The organism is Roseovarius sp. MBR-6, from assembly GCF_040547525.1.
Taxonomy (GTDB): Bacteria; Pseudomonadota; Alphaproteobacteria; order Rhodobacterales; family Rhodobacteraceae; genus Roseovarius.
In genome coordinates this window covers 43,050-64,037 of the sequence record NZ_JBEPPW010000001.1, presented here as the reverse complement: position 1 = coordinate 64,037, position 20,988 = coordinate 43,050, and the positions used below count along the sequence as shown (strand labels likewise).

The following is a 20,988-nucleotide window of genomic DNA, read 5'->3' as shown; positions in this document are numbered from 1 at the left end:
TATTTCAAGAACGGTGAAGGGGCAGGCGCGGCCCTGCCCCCGGCCCGGTCAGCCCAACTTGCGCAGGCGCGCCAGCAGGCTCGAGGTATCCCAGCGCCCGCCGCCCATCTTCTGCACATCCTTGTAGAACTGATCCACCAGCGCGGTGACCGGAAGGCTTGCGCCCACCTCGTCGGCGGTATCAAGGCAGATACCCAGGTCCTTGCGCATCCAGTCCACCGCGAAACCGTGGGTCCAGTGATCGTCGAGCATGGTCTGGTAGCGGTTCGACATCTGCCACGAACCGGCCGCGCCCTGGCTGATCACCTCGACCACCGCGCGCCCGTCAAGCCCGGCCTTCTCGGCGAAATGCAGCGCCTCGGAAAGGCCCTGCACCAGCCCGGCAATGGCGATCTGGTTGGCCATCTTGGTCATCTGGCCCGCGCCGCTCTCGCCGATGCGGCGGCAGAGCTTGGCATAGGTGGTGATCACCGGCTCGGCGGCGGCATACTGCGCCTCGTCGCCGCCGCACATGATCGAAAGCTGGCCGTTCTCGGCACCCGCCTGCCCGCCCGAGACCGGCGCATCGACAAAACCGAGACCCTCCGCCTTGGCCGCCTCATACATCTCGCGCGTCACCTTGGCCGAAACCGTTGTGTGATCGACAAAGACGGCGCCCTTGCCCATCCCCGCGAAGGCCCCGTCCGCACCGAGGCAGACGCTGCGCAGATCGTCGTCATTGCCGACGCAGGCCATCACGAAGGCCGCCCCCTCGGCCGCCTCGCGCGGGGTCGGCGCGTGCCGCCCGCCATGCTGGGCCGCCCATTTTTCCGCCTTGGCCGCCGTGCGGTTGAAGACGCAGACATCGTGCCCCGCCGCCGACAGATGGCCCGCCATCGGATACCCCATCACTCCCAGGCCCAGAAATGCCAGTTTTGCCATGTCGTCTTCCTCCTGTCGCGTTACCGTTGTCTCGGGCGGGATTTCTGACTATCCCCGGCGGGGATGCAAGCAGAAACTCCGAAAGGTCCGTCATGCCGGTGATCCTCAAATGGCTGTTGCGTATCGCGGGCGGGCTTGTCGTTCTGGCGGTGATCGCGGTGGGCGTGCTCTACCTCCTGCTGTCGCGCTCGCTGCCCGATTACGACAAGCAGCTCGCCGTGACAGGCCTCACCGCGCCGGTGGAAATCGTGCGCGACAATGCCAATGTGCCGCATATCTTCGGGCAGAGCGACGCCGATATCTTCTTCGGTCTGGGCTATGCCCATGCGCAGGACCGGCTGTGGCAGATGACGATGATGCGCCGCACCGTGCAGGGGCGGCTCTCGGAGGTGTTCGGCGCGCGCACGGTCAGGATCGACACGACACTCCGGCGGTTCGATCTCTACACTCTGGCGCGGGCCTCGGTGGCGGCGCAGGATGCCGGGACGCTGGCCGCGCTCAAGGCCTATTCCGACGGGGTCAACGCACGCCTCACCGAGATCAACCGCGAGGCTCTGGGGCGTGGCGCACCCGAGCAGTTCCTTTTCAACGCGCCGATCGCGCCCTGGCAGCCGGCGGATTCGATCGCCCTGATCAAGTTGATGGCGGTGCAACTGTCGGGCCATCTCGGCCGCGAGGTGCTGCACGCACGTGCGGCCCTCGCGCTCGAGGATCCGGAGCGGCTTGAGGATATCGTGCCGCTGGCACCGGGGGGCGGGATTGCGGCCCTGCCGGAATATGCCGGCCTCTTTCCGGGTCTCGAACCGGCGGGCGCGCCGCGGATGGCCGGGACGGACCCGCTCTCGCCCTTCCCCCGGCCCGCCCTTGCCGGGGCGTCCAATGCCTGGGCCGCGGCCCCGTCGCGCTCGGCCACCGGGGGCACGCTTCTGGCCAACGATCCGCATCTGGGCTTTTCCGCCCCCGCGATCTGGTATCTGGCGCGGCTGGAGCTTGAGACGGGCGGCGTGATCGGCGGCACCATCCCCGGCATCCCCGCCGTGCTCACGGGGCGCAGCGCGCGGCTCGGCTGGGGCCTCACCTCCTCCTATCTCGACGATCAGGACGTGTTCATCGAGGAAGTGAACCCCGACAACCCGGATGAATACCGCACTCCCGACGGCTGGAAACCGTTTCGCACAGCGCGCTCCATCGTCGAGGTGAAGGGGGCCGATCCGGTCACGCTCACGCTTCGCTGGACCGATAACGGCCCGGTCCTGCCCGGCAGCCATTACGATCTGGCCGAGGTCACACCGCCGGGCCATGTCGCCGCCGTTGCGTGGACCGCGCTTTCGGATCGCGACACCACGATGACTGCCGGGATGCGCCTGATGCGCGCGCGGTCCGTGTCCGAGGCGCTGGAGAGCACCCCGCTCCACATTGCTCCCTCGCAGAACCTGACGCTGGCCGATGAGCGCAGCATCGCACTCAAGCTCGTCGGCACCATGCCCCGCCGCGACGCCCGCCACGAAAGCCAGGGCCGGATGCCCAGCCGGGGCTGGGTGGCGGAGAACCGCTGGCAGGGGATGCTGCCCGACAGCGCCAATCCCGTCTTTGTCGATCCCTCGGGCGGCATTCTTGGCAATACCAACAACAAGATCGTGGATCGCCCCTTTCCGATGCATGTGAGCCATCACTGGGGCGATACGCAGCGCATCCACCGCTGGCGCCGCCTCATGCAGGGGCGCGAGGTGCACACCCGCGACAGCTTCATCGAGGCGCAGCTCGACACGGTGAGCTTTACCGCGCGCTCGCTTCTGCCGCTCATCGGCGCGGACCTGTGGTTCACCGGCGAGGCCGCCCCCGAGGGCACGCAGGAGCGCCTCCGCCAGCGCGCGCTTGGCCTGCTCGCCGACTGGAACGGCGAGATGAACGAACACCTGCCCGAACCCCTGATCTATGCCGCCTGGATGCGCGCGCTGATGGACCGGCTCACCCGCGACGATCTCGGGCCGCTCTCGCGCGAATTCGACCACCCCGACCCCGTGTTCATCGAGCGGGTATTCCGCGACGTGAACGGCGCCTCTGCCTGGTGCGACGTGCGGCACTCGGCGGCTGTCGAGACCTGCACCGACATCGCGCGCCTGGCGCTGGACGATGCGCTGATCTGGATCACCGAGCGCTATGGGCGCGCGCTCGAAAGCATGCGCTGGGGCGACTCGCACCAGGCCACCCATGACCACCAGGTGCTCGGCGAGGTGCCGCTCTTGCGCTATTTCGTCAATATCCGCCAGTCCACCTCGGGCGGCGACAACACGCTTCTGCGCGGGCGCACCCGGGGCGGTGACGGGCCGGACCCGTTCCAGAACGTCCATGGCGCAGGCTATCGCGGCGTTTATGACTTCGCCGATCCCGACAGCAGCGTCTTCGTCACCTCCACCGGGCAATCGGGCCATTTCCTCAGCCGCCATTACGACGACATGTCCCGCCTGTGGCGACGGGGGGAATATATTCCGATGTCGCTTGACCAGGACCTTGCGCGCGCGGCCCCCGTGGGGATCACCGTGCTGATGCCGGAGGGACAGGAATAGAAAGGGCCGCGCCTCTGCCAAGGCGCGGCCCCGGTTTGAAATCTGCCCGGGCTCAGTGCGCCGCCGCCACCGCGCGCCGCGTCATCACGCCCACCAGATGCGCGCGATACGCGCCCGACCCGTGCAGGTCCGCGATCATGCCATCCCCCGAGAGGCTCAGCCCGTCGAGGGCACCGGGCGTGAAGCTGCGCGACAGCGCCGCCTCGGCCTCGGACCAGCGGAACACACCCTCCTCCGAGGCCCCCGTGACCGCCACGCGCACGCCATCGGCATATTTCACCACGAACACGCCCACGAGGGCAAAGCGCGAGGCGGGTTGCTCGAACTTCTGATAGCTCGCCACCTCCGGCACCGGAAAGCGCACCTCGGTGATGATCTCGCCATCCGCAAGCGTGGTGGTGAACATCCCCTCAAAGAAGTCGTCCGCCGCGATCTGCCGGTTGGTGGTCACCACCACCGCCCCCGATGCCAGCACCGCCGCCGGGTAGCAGGCCGACGGGTCGTTGTTGGCGAGGCTCCCGCCGATGGTGCCGCGATTGCGCACCGCGGGATCGCCGATATTGCCCGCCAGTGCCGCCAGCGCCGGATAGGCACCCGCCCCCGCCGCCACATCGGCATGGGTCGTGCCCCCCCCGATGCAGAGCGCGCCATCGTCGGCGGTGCAGATGCCCTTGATCTCGGCCACGCCCGACAGCGCCACCAGCCGCGCCGGTGACGCCAGTCGCTGCTTCAGCGCCGGGATCAGGGTCTGCCCGCCCCCCAGCGCCTGCGCCTCCTCGGCCCCCAGCGCCGTCACGGCATCGGCCAGGGACGTCGGCCGGTCAATCTCGAATGCATACATCTCTCTCTCCTCCCATGGGCCAGAGCGCCTCATCGCCGCTTCTTCTGGCCGGAAATATCCCGGGGGGCCGAGGGGCTGGCCCCCCGGCCCTTCCCTCACGCCTCAGCCCTGCATCGCCGCCCAGACGCGCGAGGGCGTCAGCGGCATGTCGATATGGGTGATATCCCTGCCCGCCGATCGCAGCGCATCCACCACCGCGTTGACCACCGCAGGCGGGCTGCCGATGGCCCCCGCCTCGCCACAGCCTTTTACCCCCAGCGGGTTGTGGGTGCAGGGCGTCTGGCAGGAATGATCGACCGCAAAGAACGGCAGATCGTCGGCGCGCGGCATGGCGTAATCCATGTAGCTGCCGGTCAGAAGCTGCCCCTGCTCGTCATAGGCGCAGGCCTCGAGCAGCGCCTGCCCGATCCCCTGCCCGATCCCGCCATGGACCTGGCCCGAAACGATCATCGGGTTGACCACATTGCCGAAATCATCCGCCGCCGAGAACCGCTCTATGGTGACGCGGCCCGTATCGGGATCGACCTCCACCTCGCAGGCATAGGCCCCGGCAGGATAGGTGAAGTTCGACGGGTCGTAAAACGCCGTCTCCTCCAGCCCCGGCTCGAGATCCGCCAGCGGGTAGTTGTGCGGCACGTAAGCGGCAAGCGTGACATCGCCCCAGGCCACGGATTTGTCCGTGCCCGCGACGCTGAACCGGCCATCCTTCAGCTCGATATCGCCCTCGGCGGCCTCCATCAGATGCGCCGCGATCTTGCGCGCCTTGTTGATGATCTTCTCGGTCGCGCGCACCATGGCGGACCCCCCCACCGCAAGGCTGCGAGAGCCATAGGTGCCCATGCCCATCGGCGAATTGGCGGTGTCGCCATGCACGATCTCGACCTGATCGGCGTCGATTCCGATCATCTCGGAAATCACCTGGGCAAAACTCGTCTCGTGCCCCTGCCCGTGGCTGTGGCTGCCGGTCATGACGGTGATCCCGCCGGTGGCGTTGACGCGCACCGTGGCACTCTCGTAGAGGCCCGCACGCGCGCCCAACTGCCCGACAAGGTTCGACGGCGCGATGCCGCAGGCCTCGATATAACAGTTGACGCCAAGCCCGCGCAGACGGCCCTTGGCCTCGCTCTCCTTGCGCCGCGCGGCAAAGCCCTTGAGATCGGCAATCTCCTCGAGCTTGTCCATCGTGGCGTTGTAATCGCCGGTGTCGTATTCCACCGCGACCGGCGTGGCATAGGGAAACTCGGTGATGAAGTTCTGGCGGCGCAGCGCGATCGGATCGACGCCCAATTCGCGCGCCGCCTTGTCAATCACGCGCTCAAGCTGATAGGTCGCCTCGGGCCGCCCCGCGCCGCGATAGGCATCGACCGGCACGGTATTGGTGAACACCGCCTTGACGTTCACATAGATATGCGGCGTCTTGTAGTTCCCGGCCATCAGCGTGCCATGCAGCCATGTCGGGATCGACGGCGCGAAGGTCGACAGATACGCGCCCATATTCGCATAAGTCTCGGTGCGGATGGCGGTAAAGTTGTTGTCCTTGTCGAGCGCCAGTTCGATCTTCGTCACATGGTCGCGGCCATGGGCGTCGGACATGAACGCCTCCGACCGGCTCGAGGTCCACTTGACCGGGCGGTTCAGCGCCTTGGCGGCAAAGGTGCAGAAGGCTTCTTCGGCATAGTGGTAGATCTTGGAGCCGAACCCCCCGCCCACATCGGGGGCCACCACGCGCAGCTTGTGCTCGGGGATGCCCAGAACGAAGGCCCCCATCAGCAGCCGGATGACATGCGGGTTCTGGCTGGTGGTGTAAAGCGTGTGATCGCCGGTCGAGCGGTTGTAATCGCCCACCGCCACACGCGGCTCCATCGGATTGGCGACAAGGCGGTTGTTGACCAGCTCCAGCGTGGTGACATGCGCGGCGTTCTGGAACGCCTCGTCCACCGCGCCCTTGTTCTCCTCCACGAACCCCCAGTCATAGCAGAGGTTCGAGGTCAGATCGTCATGCACCTTGGTCGCGCCGTCCTTGAGCGCGGCCTTCATGTCCACCACGGCAGGCAATTCCTCGATATCGAGCACGATGGCCTCGGCGGCGTCGCGCGCCTGTTCGCGCGTCTCGGCCACCACGGCGGCGATGGGATCGCCCACATGGCGCACCTTGCCATGGGCCAGCACCGGATGCTTCGGCTCCTGCATCACCTCGCCGAACCGGTCCGTCACCTGCCAGCCGCAGGGCAGCCCGCCCAGGTCGGCAAAGTCCGCGCCGGTGAAGATGCGCAGCACACCGGGCATCGCCTCGGCAGCAGCGGTATCGACCGATGTCAGCCGCCCATGCGCCACATCCGAGCGCAGGAAATGCACATAGGCCTGCCCGCGCAGGTTGATGTCATCGGTATAATGGCCGTTGCCGGTCAGAAACCGCACGTCCTCGCGCCGCTTGGTGCTGGCGCCTATGCCTCCGTCTTTCGGCATGTCTCATCCTCCCTGTATGATCCGGGGCTTCCCCCGTCAGAACCTGCCGCGCTTCATCTTGCCCGAAATATCCCGGGGGAGCGCCGCAGGCGCGGGGGCAGCGCCCCCATTGCATCGCCTATTCCGCCGCGATCCGGCTCACGTCCTGACCGGACGCCGCCAAAATCGCCTTGACGATGTTGTGATAGCCCGTGCAGCGGCAGATATTGCCCTCGAGATAGTCCCGCACCTCGGCCTCCGTGGGTGTTGGGTTCTCGGCCAGAAGGGCCGCCGCCGACATCACCATGCCGGGCGTGCAAAAGCCGCATTGCAGCCCGTGATGCTCGCGGAACGCGGCCTGAATGGGGTGCAGCGTGCCATCGGGTTCGGCCATGCCCTCGATGGTCCTGATCTCGGCCCCGTCGGCTTCGGCTGCGAACATGGTGCAGGCCTTGACGGCGCGTCCGTCCACATGCACCACGCAGGCCCCGCACTGGCTGGTATCGCAGCCCACATGCGTGCCCGTCAGGTTCAGGGTATCTCTCAGAAAATCGACAAGAAGCGTGCGGCCCTCGATCAGGCCCTTCGCTGGCTTGCCGTTCACGGTCATGGTGACCTCTGGCATCGGCTCCTCCCTAAATTTCGTGACTTGCACCGGAGGGTAGCGCACCCGTCCCGGCTGTCACCCGCGACTAAAGCATGGGATCGGCGCTCTGAGAACCCCGTTCTTTGCCTCAGCCGCGCGGGGCGCGCCGGGGCTGCGGGCGTGTGGGGATCTCCTTGAGAAGCCCCCCCACCCCCATGCCTGCGATCTCGGCCGCGCCGCAAGGCAGCCCGCAAGCGACACGCGCCAGCACCCAGTCGGCCCCGTGCAGCACCGGGCTGCGGGCACTGCCCGGCAGACCGATCACCGGCTTGCCCATGAACTCGCCCAGAAAGAGCAGGTTGCCCGGATCGACCGGCATCCCGAAGCGGATGAGCCGTCCGCCCGCAAGGCAAAGCGCGGCAGGCGCGGTATCGCGCGAATCGGATGTGGCCGAGGCGGTGAGGATAAGCACGATCTCGCCCCGCGCCGCGGCGATGGCCCGCGCGAGCGGAGCCTCGTCATGCGCCACCACCACCGTCTCGATCAGGTCCATGTCCAGCGCCGCGATCCGCGCCGCCACGGCCTCGGCCCCCTTCGCCGCCGGTGCCCCCGCCGTCTCGGTCAGAATGAGGCTCGCCGTGGCATGGCGCGGGGCCGCCACCCGCAGCGCGCCGCGCGCCGCGTCGGCCGCGCGGGCCACAAGCGCGCCCGCCACGCCATAGGCGATGATCTTGACCGTGGCCGCCATGCCGCCCGCACGGATCTGGTGAAAGGGAGCGACCGTGGCCACCGTGATCATCGGATCGACCGCATTGGCCGCGTTGACCCTCCCCGCGTCGAGCGTGACCACGCCCGCGCGCGCCGCAAGGAGGTTCACCCGGCCCGTGAACGGGGCCGAGAGCGTCACGCCCCCACCCTCCCCGGCCAGCGCCTGCGCCAGTTGAAGGGCTGCGGCATCCTCGTGCAGATCGCCCGGATCGAGCCGCGCCACGGTCACTTCCGAGTAGCCCGCCGCCCGCAGCGCCGCGATCTCGGCCGCGCCCAACACCGCGCCCTTGCGCAAGCGCCCCGACGCCACCTGCTCCGAATGGGCGAGAATGGCGCCGTCGGCCTCTTCTACCGGCACCGGACCAAACCTCATGGGTCAAACCTCATCCGCCCCGCCTCAGCACCCGCGTCATCTCGGCGAGGATGCTGACCGCGATCTCCGCAGGTCCCGCCGCCCCGATATCAAGCCCGACAGGGCCATGGATGCGCGCGATCTCGGCCTCGGAAAACCCCGCCTCATGCAGCCGCGCCACCCGCTTGGCATGGGTGCGCGTCGAGCCGAGCGCGCCGATATAGAACACGTCCGAGCGCAAACCCTGCATCAGCGCCGGATCGTCAAGCTTGGGATCATGCGTCAGCAGGACAAGGCCCGTGCGCCCGTCCAACCCCAGCGCCGCCACCGCCTCGTCGGGCCAGTCCGCAATGAGCCGCGTGCCGGGAAAGCGCGCCGGGCTGGCAAAGCTCTCGCGCGGGTCGATCACCACCGGATCATAGCCCAGGGTCCGCGCCATCGGCACCAGGGCTTGCGCGATATGCACCGCGCCGACGACGATCAGGCGCAAAGGCGGGTTATGGATGGCGACAAACGTCTCGCCATCCTCCAGCAACCCCGAGCGATCCATGCGAAAGCGGTCTTCATGACCCGCCCGCTCCAGCCTGCGTCCCGCCGGCCCGGTGACATAGGCCACGGCCTCGCGCGCCGCCCGCGCCGCCACCAGATCGGCCAGGAGCGCCTCGGGCAGGACGCTGCCCACCGGCTCCACCAGCACCCGTATCGTGCCGCCACAGGCAAGCCCCACGGCAAAGGCATCGCCGTCCGAGACGCCGTATTGCAGCATCACCGGCCTGCCCGCCGCCATGGCATCGAGCGCCTCGACCACCACCGCGCCCTCGACACAGCCGCCCGAGACCGAACCGGCGATCTCGCCCGCGCCGGAAATCGCCAACTGACTGCCCACACGGCGCGGCGCGCTGCCCCATGTCTCGACCACGGTGGCCAGCGCCGCGCCCTTGCCCGCCCGGTGCCAGGCCAGCGCCGTCTCGGGTATGTCGTCGAACCGGTCCATCATCCCCCCATCGCGGCCATCAGCCGCGCCTTCTCGCCGCCATCCTCGCCGCGCGAGAGCGCCTCGGCAAGCGCCTCGAGCGTGGCGATGGAATGGCCCGCGCGGAAGGCGTCCACATGCGGCAGCATCGCGCGGATGCCTGCCGCCTTGGGGGCGAACCCCTCCCACCGCAGAAGCGGGTTGAGCCAGATGAGCCGCCGCGCCGAGAGATGCAGCCGCTCCATCTCATGTGCCAACTGCCCCGCCTCCTCGCGGTCAAGACCGTCGGTGATCAAGAGCACCACCGCGCCCGCGCCCATCACCCGGCGCGACCAGTCGCGGTTGAAGGCATGCAGCGAGGCCCCGATGCGCGTGCCACCCTCCCAGTCCTGCGCCTCACGCCCCGCCGCCGCCAGCGCCGCATCCACGTCGCGCGTGGCCAGATGCCGGGTGATGTTCGTGAGCCGCGTGCCGAAGGTGAAGGCATGAACCTTCGACCAGCCCGCCCCCTTGGCATTGGCAACGGCATGGAGAAAATGCAAAACCATTCGGCTGTATTGGCTCATGGAGCCGGAAATATCGCAAAGCACCACCAGGTTGGGCCAGCGCTCGCGCGGGGCCTTGCGGTGCAGGCGGCGCATCTCTCCGCCCCGCCGCAGTGCCGCGCGGATCGTCGCGCGCGCATCGAGCCGGCACCCGTGCGGATCGGCCATGCCGCGCCGCGACGGCAGCGGGCGCACGGGCAGCGTGAGGCGCGCCAGCATCCGCTTGGCCTCTGCCATCTCGGCATTGGACATCTGCTCGAAATCGAGCCGCCGGAGACGCTCCTCGCGCGACATGGTGGCGGTGGCGTCGATCTCGATCACCACCTCCTCGCCCGGCGCGTCCTCGCCGGTCTCGGGCGGGGCGCGGTCCACGCCGTCCAGCAGCGCCTCGGCGGCGCGTTTCTCGGCGGGGGCGGCGGCGCGATCCTCCTGCACGCCGCGAATAGCGGGCAGCATCATCGCCATCATATGCTCCATATAGCGCGGATCGCGCCAGTAGAGCCGGAACACTTGCGCGAAAACAACCAGATGCTCGGGCCGCGTCACAAGACAGGCGCGCAGGGTATAGAAGAAATCCGCGCGGCTCGTGAAGCCCACGGCGGCCACCGCGCGCACCGCGTCGATCACCCGACCGGGGCCGACGGGCAGGCCCGCCGCCCTGAGCGCGCGCGCGAAATGGGTGATGTTATGGGTGAGTTTGGGATCGTCCGGCAGATCGAGAGAGGGCAATTTAGGCATGATACAAAAGAAAAGTAGCGAATGCGGCCATACCTAGTGGAACTGCTAAATACCAACCAACCACATAGAAGCGGGCGTAAAGAGAGAACCACCATCCAGATTTGTCAAGTTCATCCATGCCCGTCAGAATCTCGTTCACGTTACTATTGATTAACTTGACAATTCGCATCAGCTCAGCATCCGAATTATCGACTTGAAATTTTGCCACAAGCCCCTCCAGAACACCAACACGTTCTTTTATCTGTGCGATATAGGAACGCTCAATCGTGATATCGCACATTTCTGATATTGGCTTCACTCCAGAAAACAAACTGAACATTCCATTCGAGGTCACATCGCTTACCCAGTTCACAACAAGACTTATGGAAAGAAATACCAATACGCTAATTGTGCCTTCATCAAGTTTTTGTCCCGGATCAATCCCAAGAATAGTAAATCCCGTCACATCCATGTCGAACCAGAGCACGATAGTTATTGCAGTAGACAAAGCCATTAAACTACGCGCTGTGAGTATTGTTGCTTTGCTTAGAAGAGTTTTTCCAGCCAAGTGCATTATCCCGCCTCCAGCCCCGCGCGCGCCTCGTCCAGAAGCCGCTTGGTCTCCGACCCCTGCAACCGCGCGATGTCGTCCTGATATTTCAGCACCGCGCCAAGCGTATCGGCGATCACCTCGGGCGAGAGCGCGACCACGTCGAGCGCCAGCAGGCATTTGGCCCAGTCGATCGTCTCGGCCACACCGGGTTTCTTGAAGAGGTCCTCGGTGCGCAGGCGCTGGACGAAGGCCACCACCTCGCGGCTGAGGCGCTCGGAGGCCTCCGGCGCGCGGGCGCGCAGGATCTCGATCTCGCGGGTGAAATCGGGATAATCGACCCAATGATAGAGGCAGCGGCGCTTGAGCGCATCATGCACCTCGCGGGTGCGGTTCGAGGTCAGGATGACGATGGGCGGCTCGGGGGCGATGATCGTGCCAAGCTCGGGGATCGTCACCTGATAGTCGCTGAGCGCCTCCAGAAGAAACGCCTCGAACGGCTCGTCGGTGCGGTCGATCTCGTCGATGAGCAGCACCGGCGCGCCGCCGGGTTGCGGGCGCATGGCCTGAAGAAGCGGACGCTCGATCAGAAATTCCTCGGTGAAGAGTTCGTTCTTGAGATGGGTGCGATCCACCCCGCCCGCCGCCTCGGCGGTGCGGATGGCGATCATCTGCTCGGCAAAGTTCCATTCATAGACGGCCGTGGCCGCATCGAGCCCCTCGTAGCATTGCAGGCGGATGAGGCGTCGGCCGAGGGCAAGGCTGAGCGCCTTGGCAATCTCGGTCTTGCCGGTGCCCGCCTCGCCCTCCAGAAAGAGCGGGCGGCCAAGCGTCAACGCCAGATACGTCACCGTGCCGAGCGCGCGCCCGCAGACATAGCCTTGCGCGCCCAGCATCTCCTGCACGCCGTCGATGGATGTGGGTTTGTGCACCTCGGTCCGCCTCTGTCCTGTTGCCCCGCACAGGACTGCATGGCGGGGGCGTGCGGGTCAAGGGCGCGCGCTTGCCACCTTGGTCGCAAATGCCCCTGCTTTCTCCAAAGTTTCGCCCCATTCGACCGGCAGTTTGAGCCGCAAGCACGGGCACAGACCCGCAGAGGCAGCACGGCACACGGCACGAAGGGCGACGAGCGGATGCAGGACAGCAGCGACATTTTCGAGGCCGATCTTTCCGGTCTGGACTGGCAGGACTGGCTCGGGCGGGCCGGGGAGCTTGCCGGCGAGGCGGGCTATTGCCAGCCGCTGGGTGAGCGGCACGCCGCCCTGCTGATCGAGCGCAAGCCGGTGCTGCTGGTGAGTTTCGAGAATTTCGAGCGGCTCGAAGTGACCTCGGACCTCGGTCAGCCGCTTGGCTGGACGATGATGGAGGCGCTTGGCTGGTCACATCTGTGCCTTCTGAGCGAGGGCGAGACATGGTTCCGCGACGCCCGTGTCTATGGCTATTTCGACCGGCTCGTCGACGACGGGTTCTTTGACGGCTACGACGAGGTGATCTTTTACGGCGCGGGTGCCTGCGGCTATGCAGCGGCGGCGTTTTCGGTGGCAGCACCGGGGGCGCGGGTGCTGATGCTGCGCCCGCAGGCGACGCTCGATCCGCGCGTGACCGAATGGGACGACCGCTATGTGACCATGCGGCGGACCTCCTTCACCGACCGGTACGGCTATGCGCCCGACATGCTCGACGCCGCCGCGAATGCGGTGCTGCTCTACGACCCCGAGGTGGAGCTTGACGCGATGCATTCGGCGCTTTTCAACCGCGCCAACGTCTTGCGGTTCCGCACGCGCCACATGGGCTATGACATCGAGGAGCGGCTGGCGCGCATGGGGATGATCGCGCGCCTGCTGGCACAGTTGAGTGCGGGCAAGCTGTCGGAACTGAGCCTTGCGCGGCTGTGGCGGGGGCGGCGCGAGGATACGCCCTATCTGTTCAACCTGCTGCGCCGCCTCATGACCGATCAGCGCGACCACCTTACCGTGATGCATTGTCGCAACGCGCTCACCCGGCGGGTGGGCGGACCGCGGTTCCGCAAGGCGATGCACCTCGCCGAAGCGCGCCTGCAAGGCGCCGGGGGCTAACGCGACAGGCTAAATCGGGCTGGAGACGTCGCGCATGTCGCCGCTCTCGGCGTCGTGGCGCGCCATGTAGCCGCGCTGGATGGCGATCTGGTCGGCGATGAATCCGGCATCATGCCAGACCCCCCAGATAAAGGACGAGCCGCGCCGCGTCTGCCAGGGCAGGCCGACGAAGTAGAGCCCGCGCTCGGGGCTCACGCCACGGCTGTGGATCGGGCGGCCACGGTCGTCGAACGTGTCGATGTCAAGCCATCCGTAATCGAGCCCATAGCCCGTGGCCCACAGGATCGTGCCCACGCCCTCGGCTGCAAGATCGAGGCTTCGGAGCGGCGCGCGCACGCAATCGGGGTCCTCCGGGATGAGCCGCGCCTCGGGTTCCTCGGGCAGGTCAAGCCCGTTGGCGGCGGCAAAGGCATCGGCCGCGTCGAGCATCGAGAGGTAATCGGCATCGCCCGCATCGAGGGTCTGCTTGAGATCGCCATCAAACCGCATGGTGCCCCCCTCAAAGCCAGCGGTGCGCCCGACCAGCACCATGCCGCGCTGCGCGAGGCGGCGGAAATCGACGGTCCTGCCGCCGCCCGCGCCGCTCACGGCGATGGTCACGTGTTCGGTGCCGGGGCCGGGGGTGTCCATGTCCCACTTGCCCAGAACCCCGAGCCACCAGACGTTGTCGCGCCCGCGATAGCGGCGCGGCGGGCGGCCATGGGGCCCGACCGAGAGGAACACCTTGCGCCCCGCCGCCATCAACTCTTCGGCGATCTGTGCCCCGGACGAGCCCGCGCCCACCACCAGGACCGCGCCCGCGGGCAGGTGATCGGGGTTGCGATAGTCAGCGGAGTGGAGTTGGTGGACCGGCGCGCTTTCGGGCACCAGGGGCGGGATCACCGGGCGCTGGAACGGGCCGGTGGCGGCGACCACGTTCAACGCCTCGATGACGCCCTCGGAGGTCTCGACCCGGAAACCGCGCGCGCCCTTGCGGCGCGTGACGCGCCGCACCTCCACGCCTTCGCGGATCGGCGCGTTCAGCATGCGCGCATAGTCGACGAAGTAATCGGCAACCCGCTCCTTGGCGGGGAACGCCCCCGACGGGCCGGGAAATTCCATCCCCGGAAACCGGTCATGCCAGGCCGGGCCATTGGCCACCAGACTGTCCCAGCGGGCCGAGCGCCAACGCTCGGCGATGCGGGCACGCTCGAGCACCACATGCGCGATGCCCAGGCGTCCGAGATGCTCGCTCATGGCGATCCCCGCCTGTCCGCCACCCACAACAACCGTGTCCGTCCGCTCCATCGTGCTGCCCTTCTTCGCCTGCGTCCGGGGCAGACTAGACCGGGAAACCCGTGACCGAAACCTGCCAATCGTGAAGCCTTGGCTAGGGCGCGGCTAAGCCAGACGCAAAAGGGCCACCCGAACGGGCGGCCCTGTGCTCTTTCTGTCCGGAAAGCTCAGCGCTTGGAGAACTGGAAGCTCTTGCGCGCCTTGGCCTTGCCGTATTTCTTGCGTTCCACCACGCGGCTGTCGCGGGTGAGGAATCCGGCGGCCTTGAGCGCGGCGCGCAGGCTGGGATCATAAAGCTGAAGTGCCTTGGACACGCCATGCTTGACGGCCCCCGCCTGACCCGAAAGACCACCGCCCTTGACGGTCGCCATCACGTCGAACTGGCCTTCGGTGCCCGACACGGTGAAGGGCTGCTTGAGGATCATCTGGAGCACGGGGCGCGCGAAATACTCGTTGATCGGCTTGCCGTTGACGACAACCTTGCCCGAGCCGGGCTTGATCCAGACGCGGGCGACCGCATCCTTGCGCTTGCCGGTGGCATAGGCGCGGCCAAGCGCATCGCGCTCGGGTTCGCGCGGGGCGGCCATGGCGACGGCGGCACTCGCACCGCCGGCCACGGATTCGAGACCTTCGAGGGTTTTGATCGTGTCGCTCATCAGTAGGCCACCCGCGTATTCTTGCTGTTCATGGATTTCACATCGAGCACTTCGGGGCTTTGCGCCTCATGGGGATGCTCGGCGCCGGCATAGACGCGCAGATTGGTCATCTGCGTGCGCGACAGGCGGTTGCCGGGCAGCATCCGCTTGACGGCCTGCGTGACCACGCGCTCGGGGTGCTTGCCCTCGAGGATCTCGCCGGTGGTGCGGCTCTTGATCCCTCCGGGATGGCCGGTATGCCAGTAATTGGGCTTCTCGCGCTTGTTGCCGGTCAGCTGCACCTTGTCGGCATTGATCACGATGACATTGTCACCCATGTCCATATGCGGGGTAAAGGTGGCCTTGTGCTTGCCGCGAAGGCGCGTGGCGATGATCGAGGCGAGACGGCCCAGAACCACGCCTTCGGCGTCGATCAGGATCCATTTCTTGTCGATATCTGCCGGTTTTATGGAAAACGTCTTCATTTTTTGGCAGAACCTTGTTGTTGTTCCAGTTCGGGCGGTCCGGGCACGCGGTCCGGTCCGGTGATGGGCGGGTTATACGCGTAAGATTTGGCACGTCAACGGTGAATGTTCCAGCATAATGACACAAAATCAATGTCTTACAAATTAGGTATCATAATACCCCAACATTTCGCACCCCCGGAACATCACAATCGGGTATCGGTTCCATGAAATTCTCGCAGTTGCAGCAAAAACCGCTTGCGCGACTCGTCCCCTGCCCCTATCTGCCCCCTCACTTGATCGGGACCGATCCCAACTTCGGATGTCTTCCGGGGGGGCGCTAAGGGACCGACTGGATTCAATCTGCTGGAACGAAGGGGAGCGCCATGAAGGACGCCAGCCTCTTCCAACTGGGGATCGGTCTGGAGACAGGCGCCCAAGAGGAAGACACCGCACGCGGGAACACCCCCGCGAACGACCACACCATTTTGCCCCGCGACGTGATGGACGAGGGCCGCGATGATCATTTCATCCGGCGCGACGGTGCCGTGTTCGCGGGCACCCATCTGATCATCGAGGTGGTGAATGGCCACGGGCTCGATGACGAGGCGCGTATCCAGAAGGCCTTCCGCGACTGCGTGGAGACGTGTGGTGCCACGCTGCTGCACATCCACACCCACAAATTCAACCCGCAGGGCGTGTCGGGCGTGGCCGTGCTCGCCGAAAGCCACATCTCGGTCCACACCTGGCCCGAGATCGGCTATGGCGCGTTCGACGTCTTCATGTGCGGCGAGGCAAAACCATGGCTTGCCGTGGACGTGCTGAAAGCCGCCTTCGGGACCTCGGATGTCCGCGTCAAGGAGCTGTTGCGCGGCGAGGGTGTCGTGCTTGAGGCCGGGATCGCGGCATGAGCGGCTGGCTGCGCGAGCCCCTGCATCCCGACTACGCGCAATCGCTTCGCGTGGGAAAGATGCTTTATGACAGCGAGACCGACCATCAGCGGCTGAAGGTGTTCGAGAACGGCACCTTTGGCCGGGTGCTGACGCTGGATGATGTGGTGCAGGTCACCGAGGGCGACAATTTCATCTATCACGAGATGCTCACCCATGTGCCGATCCTCGCCCATGGCGCGGCGCGCCGCGTGCTGATCATCGGCGGCGGTGACGGCGGCATGGCCCGCGAGGTCCTGCGCCACACAACGGTCGAGCATGTCACCATGGTCGAAATCGACGCGGGCGTGGTGGAGTTCTCGAAGGAATACCTGCCGATGCTGAGCGCGGGGGCGTTTGACGATCCCCGCCTTGAATTGGTCATCGCCGACGGGGCCGCGTTCATCCGCCGGACCACGGCCGGCTATGACGTGATCATCGTCGATTCGACCGATCCGGTCGGCCCCGGCGAGGTGCTCTTTACCGACACGTTCTATGGCCATGCCAAGCGCGCGCTGGCGCCTGACGGCATTCTTGTCACGCAAAACGGCGTGCCCTTCCTGCAAGGGGATGAACTGACAAACACGATGCGCGCCTTTCGCGCGCTTTTCGTCGATGCCACCTGCTATCTGGCCACCATTCCCACCTATGCCGGGGGCCCGATGGCCTTTGGCTGGGGCACCGATGGCCCGGCGCGGGCCACGCCGCCTGACGTCCTCCAAGGCCGGTTCGACGCCGCCGGGATCGCCACGGATTACTACACCCCCGAGGTCCACAGCGCCGCCTTTGCCCTGCCGGGATACGTCGCGCGCCTTCTGCCCTGAATTCCGCGACGCGGGACACCTATTCCCCCCGCACCCGGCGAAAACACAGGATGCGCCCGCGCGACGGGCCGGGATCGTAGGTCAGGTGGGATGCGGACATGCAATCGACGATGCGCTTGATCACCGTGTCGCCATAGCGGCCCGGATGCAGCTCCATCATCACATGGCGCACATGCTCGGGCCACGGCGCGTCAAAGAGATGCGCCTCGGCCCCCTCGATATCCATGATCACCACATGCGGGCGCCCACGGGTCAAAAGATCACCCAGCCCCAGATGCGGCACCTCGGCCAGTGTCTCGGGCCGCGCCCTCTCATCGGCGATGCGCGCGGCCCAGAAGCTGCGCGCGGCGTCAAAGGCCAGCGGTGCCGCGCCCCCCGTCATGCCCCCCACAGCCCCATGCACAAGCGTCACCGCGCCAAATCCGTTACGCTCCAGATTGGCGCGGATGACCGGCAGCATCACGGGGTTGGCCTCGACCGTGGTGACATTCTGCGGCCCCACCACCCGCGCGCAGACCGAGGCGATATAGCCGATGCCAGACCCGAGTTCGAGCACGCGGTGGCGCGGCTTGAGCCGCATCGCGGCGGCCTGCGCCTCGTGCGCCTCATACCCGCCCGAGGCAAGCTTGGCGTGGATGCGCTCGTTCAGAAGGGCCTCGGGCACCTCGAGGCGCAGCCCGTCGATCTCATACTCTGCCATGCCCTGCCCCTTGCCGTTGATTCCGCGCGGCCAAACCCCTAGACCATCCACATCAAAGAACGGGGACGCGGGCAATGCAACTCTATGTCGGGCTTGGCAATCCGGGCGCGAAATATGCGGGCAACCGCCACAATATCGGGTTCATGGCCGTGGATGCCATCGCCGGGGCGCATGGCTTTGGTCCGTGGCGGGCCAAATTTCAGGGACAGGTGAGCGAGGGCGTTCTGGACGGCGAAAAGGTGATCCTGCTCAAGCCCGAGACCTTCATGAACCTTTCGGGGCAATCGGTCGGAGAGGCCGCGCGTTTCTACAAGATCGCGCCCGAGGGCGTGACCGTCTTTCATGACGAGCTTGACCTTGCCCCGGCCAAGCTGCGCGTCAAGCGCGGCGGCGGGCACGCGGGCCATAACGGGCTTCGCTCGATCACGGCCCATATCGGGGCCGAGTTCCAGCGCGTGCGCCTTGGCATCGGTCATCCGGGGCACAAGGACCGGGTGGCGGGGTATGTGTTGCAGGATTTTGCCAAGGCGGATGCCGCGTGGCTCGACGACCTGATGCGCGGCCTCGCCGAGGGCGCGCCGTGGCTGGCCAAGGACAAGCCCGATCGGTTTCAGACCGCAGTGGCGCAACGCATGGCGCCGGCAAAGCCCGAAAAGACCCGGCCCAGGCCCGAAGCCGAAACCAAGTCCGCGCCCGCGCCGGATGCGCCCGAAGAGGATGCCCGCAGCGCGCTCCGGAAACTCATGGACCGGTTTCGCTAGTGTTCGACACCTGACTTTTGTTGCCCCATTATGATCCGGCCTGCCATTCTGCGCAATGAGGTTGGGTGCCACGTCGCAACCGGCTTGAAGGGGCATTCAGGGCGCAGGCCCCTTGCGCGGAATCAAGGCGCGGAACGCGCCGCCGCGCATCGCCGGGCCGCCCCCCGGCACGGCGATTTGGCTGCCACCTGCGCCGTGCCATGAGGTTTTTCGGATTTGGCGAGATAAAGTGCTGCCAAACGAACGTTGGATCGCCGCACCGCGGCCCGTCGACGCGCGACTCCACCACCGTTCGCTTCAGGCCAGTAACGTTCCCCGTGCAGTATCGAACACGTTGTATCAGGTGTCGAACACTAGCCGAAGTCCCTGCCCCCCTGCCCGGAAACGCCGTCGCGTCACCCTTGATTTTGCCTGCGCCGTTGGCTCCTGTCGGGCGACAGGGAGGACGGAACATGCGCGCAGGTTTGAAATGGCTGATCCGGATCGTTCTGGCGCTTGTGCTCGCGGCACTGGTCGTGGGCCTGTGGAAGCGCGAGGAGATCACGCGCCTCATGGCGGTGAACACGCTCTTTGACGAGGGGCGGATCGTCTCGAATTTCTCGAACATGGACCGCGCCTTTCTCAGCGTGCCGGTGCCGCGCGGCGCGGGGCCGGTCTCGGACCTGCCGCAGGGCACGGCGATGAGCCTGCCCGACGGCGTGGCCGACTGGATCGAGCGCCGCGCCGTCACCTCGCTTCTGGTGCTGCACGAAGGCCGCATCGTGCACGAAAGCTATCACCGGGGCACCGGCCCCGAGGACCGGCGCATAAGCTGGTCGGTGGCCAAAAGCTTTCTGTCCGCGCTCTTCGGCATCGCCGTTGCCGAGGGCCATATCGCCTCGCTCGACGATCCGGTGACGGCCTATGCGCCCATGCTGGCGGGCAGCGTCTATGAGGGGACAACCATTCGCCACCTTTTGCAGATGACCAGCGGTGTGGAGTTCGACGAGGATTATCTCGATTACAACTCCGACATCAACCGCATGGGCCGGGTGCTGGCCCTTGGCGGGACGATGGACGGGTTTGCCGCCTCTCTGACCGCCCGCGCCGCCCCGCCCGGCACGCGCTGGCACTATGTCTCGATCGACACGCATGTGCTGGCCATGGTCCTGCGCGGTGCCACCGGGCGCGCGCTGCCCGGTCTCATGTCGGAAAAGCTCATCGTGCCCTTGGGCTTCGAGGCAGAGCCCTATTTTCTCACCGATGGCGAGGGGGTGGCCTTTGCCCTTGGCGGGCTGAACCTGACCACGCGGGATTATGCGCGCTTTGGCCTGATGGTCGCGCGGATGGGGCGCCATGGCGGGGTGCAGATCGTGCCCGAGGACTGGATCGCCGCCTCGACCACCCCGAGCGCGCCCACCGAACCGGGCAAGCTGCAATACGGCTATCAATGGTGGATGCCGTCGGATGCGCGCGCGGGCGAGGTGTTCGGCCACGGCATTTACGGACAATACATCTACATCGACCGCGTGCGCGATGCGGTCATCGTCGTGACCTCTGCCGACCGGGGCTTTCGCGCGCCTGCGGTGACGGAGGGCAACATCGACATCCTGCGCCGGATCGCCGCCGCACTCTGAGGCGCGCTTGCCCCCGCCCCGCCCCGCCTTATAGTGAGAGGGGATCAACAAGGAGGCGCGCACATGAGCATCAGGATGGTTCCATCGGAAAACGTGCTGGGCGGCACGCTTGCGCCCTGCTCTTCCGCCCCGGTCACAGGCTTCTTCCGCGACGGGCATTGCAATACCTGCGCCGAGGATACCGGCAGCCACACGGTCTGCGCGGTGATGACCGCCGAGTTTCTGGCCTTCTCCAAATATGTCGGCAATGACCTCAGCACGCCGCACCCCGAGTCCCGCTTTCCGGGGCTGAAGCCCGGCGACCGCTGGTGCCTGTGCGCGGGCCGCTTTCTTCAGGCCCATGACGAGGGCTGCGCGCCGAAGGTCGATCTGGCCGCGACCCATGCCCGCGCGCTCGACATCGTGCCGCTTGCGGTCCTGCGCGAACACGCGGCGGAGGTCTGA

At 66.6% G+C, this 20,988-nt stretch carries 20 protein-coding genes; 7 read left to right on the top strand and 13 right to left on the bottom strand.

Annotated features, from left to right (window positions below; all coding sequences use genetic code 11):
- Window positions 1-48: 48 nt before the first annotated feature.
- On the bottom strand, window positions 49-921 hold the full coding sequence (locus ABIE57_RS00345) for an NAD(P)-dependent oxidoreductase (protein ID WP_354536994.1): 873 nt from the start codon (window positions 919-921) through the stop codon (window positions 49-51).
- A 92-nt stretch (window positions 922-1,013) separates the two neighbouring features.
- Here ABIE57_RS00345 and ABIE57_RS00340 point away from each other — a divergent pair, with 92 nt between their 5' ends.
- Window positions 1,014-3,488 (top strand): penicillin acylase family protein, encoded by a 2,475-nt coding sequence (locus ABIE57_RS00340; protein ID WP_354536993.1) that lies wholly within the window; start codon window positions 1,014-1,016, stop codon window positions 3,486-3,488.
- Window positions 3,489-3,540: 52 nt separating this feature from the next.
- On the opposite strand, the gene ABIE57_RS00335 is transcribed toward ABIE57_RS00340, so the two are convergent.
- The 8 genes from ABIE57_RS00335 to ABIE57_RS00300 all read right to left on the bottom strand — a co-directional run bounded on the left by ABIE57_RS00335 (window position 3,541) and on the right by ABIE57_RS00300 (window position 12,197).
- Window positions 3,541-4,329, bottom strand: a complete 789-nt coding sequence (locus tag ABIE57_RS00335; RefSeq protein ID WP_354536992.1) for an FAD binding domain-containing protein — start codon at window positions 4,327-4,329, stop codon at window positions 3,541-3,543.
- A 102-nt stretch (window positions 4,330-4,431) separates the two neighbouring features.
- Window positions 4,432-6,795: a xanthine dehydrogenase family protein molybdopterin-binding subunit gene (locus ABIE57_RS00330; protein WP_354536991.1), complete on the bottom strand. Its 2,364-nt coding sequence runs from the start codon at window positions 6,793-6,795 to the stop codon at window positions 4,432-4,434.
- 118 nt (window positions 6,796-6,913) lie between these two features.
- Window positions 6,914-7,399 carry a (2Fe-2S)-binding protein gene (locus ABIE57_RS00325; RefSeq protein WP_354536990.1) on the bottom strand — a complete coding sequence of 162 codons (486 nt, stop codon included), beginning with the start codon at window positions 7,397-7,399 and terminating at the stop codon, window positions 6,914-6,916.
- Between the two features lie 109 nt (window positions 7,400-7,508).
- Entirely contained in the window at window positions 7,509-8,501 is a 993-nt protein-coding gene (locus ABIE57_RS00320) for a DUF8806 domain-containing protein (RefSeq protein WP_354536989.1), read from the bottom strand.
- A 10-nt stretch (window positions 8,502-8,511) separates the two neighbouring features.
- Complete coding sequence (locus ABIE57_RS00315; protein ID WP_354536988.1) at window positions 8,512-9,474, bottom strand: XdhC family protein; 963 nt, start codon at window positions 9,472-9,474, stop codon at window positions 8,512-8,514.
- Window positions 9,474-10,736 carry a vWA domain-containing protein gene (locus ABIE57_RS00310; RefSeq protein WP_354536987.1) on the bottom strand — a complete coding sequence of 421 codons (1,263 nt, stop codon included), beginning with the start codon at window positions 10,734-10,736 and terminating at the stop codon, window positions 9,474-9,476. The genes ABIE57_RS00315 and ABIE57_RS00310 overlap by 1 nt, the downstream gene beginning before the upstream one ends.
- Window positions 10,729-11,283, bottom strand: coding sequence for a hypothetical protein (locus ABIE57_RS00305; RefSeq protein WP_354536986.1), 555 nt, complete (start codon window positions 11,281-11,283; stop codon window positions 10,729-10,731). The genes ABIE57_RS00310 and ABIE57_RS00305 overlap by 8 nt, the downstream gene beginning before the upstream one ends.
- A 5-nt stretch (window positions 11,284-11,288) precedes the next feature.
- Complete coding sequence (locus ABIE57_RS00300; RefSeq protein ID WP_354536985.1) at window positions 11,289-12,197, bottom strand: AAA family ATPase; 909 nt, start codon at window positions 12,195-12,197, stop codon at window positions 11,289-11,291.
- A 201-nt stretch (window positions 12,198-12,398) separates the two neighbouring features.
- Here ABIE57_RS00300 and ABIE57_RS00295 point away from each other — a divergent pair, with 201 nt between their 5' ends.
- Entirely contained in the window at window positions 12,399-13,340 is a 942-nt protein-coding gene (locus tag ABIE57_RS00295) for a phosphoadenosine phosphosulfate reductase (protein ID WP_354536984.1), read from the top strand.
- Window positions 13,341-13,349: 9 nt separating this feature from the next.
- Here the strand turns inward: ABIE57_RS00295 and ABIE57_RS00290 are convergent, their stop codons facing one another.
- From ABIE57_RS00290 to rplM, 3 genes are all read right to left on the bottom strand, one after another.
- Complete coding sequence (locus ABIE57_RS00290) at window positions 13,350-14,627, bottom strand: flavin-containing monooxygenase (RefSeq protein ID WP_354536983.1); 1,278 nt, start codon at window positions 14,625-14,627, stop codon at window positions 13,350-13,352.
- Between the two features lie 155 nt (window positions 14,628-14,782).
- Entirely contained in the window at window positions 14,783-15,271 is a 489-nt protein-coding gene (gene rpsI / locus ABIE57_RS00285; RefSeq protein ID WP_354536982.1) for a 30S ribosomal protein S9, read from the bottom strand.
- Entirely contained in the window at window positions 15,271-15,735 is a 465-nt protein-coding gene (rplM, locus tag ABIE57_RS00280) for a 50S ribosomal protein L13 (RefSeq protein ID WP_354536981.1), read from the bottom strand. The genes rpsI and rplM overlap by 1 nt, the downstream gene beginning before the upstream one ends.
- Window positions 15,736-16,100: 365 nt before the next feature.
- On the opposite strand from rplM, the gene speD reads away from it, so the two are divergent.
- Together speD and speE are read left to right on the top strand one after the other, a co-directional pair.
- Window positions 16,101-16,625: an adenosylmethionine decarboxylase gene (speD, locus tag ABIE57_RS00275; protein WP_354536980.1), complete on the top strand. Its 525-nt coding sequence runs from the start codon at window positions 16,101-16,103 to the stop codon at window positions 16,623-16,625.
- On the top strand, window positions 16,622-17,467 hold the full coding sequence (gene speE, locus ABIE57_RS00270) for a polyamine aminopropyltransferase (protein WP_354536979.1): 846 nt from the start codon (window positions 16,622-16,624) through the stop codon (window positions 17,465-17,467). Before speD ends, speE begins: the two co-directional genes overlap by 4 nt.
- Before the next feature lie 19 nt (window positions 17,468-17,486).
- Here the strand turns inward: speE and ABIE57_RS00265 are convergent, their stop codons facing one another.
- Window positions 17,487-18,167 (bottom strand): FkbM family methyltransferase, encoded by a 681-nt coding sequence (locus tag ABIE57_RS00265; RefSeq protein WP_354536978.1) that lies wholly within the window; start codon window positions 18,165-18,167, stop codon window positions 17,487-17,489.
- A 74-nt stretch (window positions 18,168-18,241) separates the two neighbouring features.
- On the opposite strand from ABIE57_RS00265, the gene pth reads away from it, so the two are divergent.
- The 3 genes from pth to ABIE57_RS00250 all read left to right on the top strand — a co-directional run bounded on the left by pth (window position 18,242) and on the right by ABIE57_RS00250 (window position 20,988).
- Window positions 18,242-18,928, top strand: coding sequence for an aminoacyl-tRNA hydrolase (gene pth / locus ABIE57_RS00260; RefSeq protein ID WP_354536977.1), 687 nt, complete (start codon window positions 18,242-18,244; stop codon window positions 18,926-18,928).
- A gap of 452 nt (window positions 18,929-19,380) precedes the next feature.
- Window positions 19,381-20,544 (top strand): serine hydrolase domain-containing protein, encoded by a 1,164-nt coding sequence (locus ABIE57_RS00255; RefSeq protein WP_354536976.1) that lies wholly within the window; start codon window positions 19,381-19,383, stop codon window positions 20,542-20,544.
- Window positions 20,545-20,607: 63 nt separating this feature from the next.
- Window positions 20,608-20,988: a DUF2237 family protein gene (locus ABIE57_RS00250; protein WP_354536975.1), complete on the top strand. Its 381-nt coding sequence runs from the start codon at window positions 20,608-20,610 to the stop codon at window positions 20,986-20,988.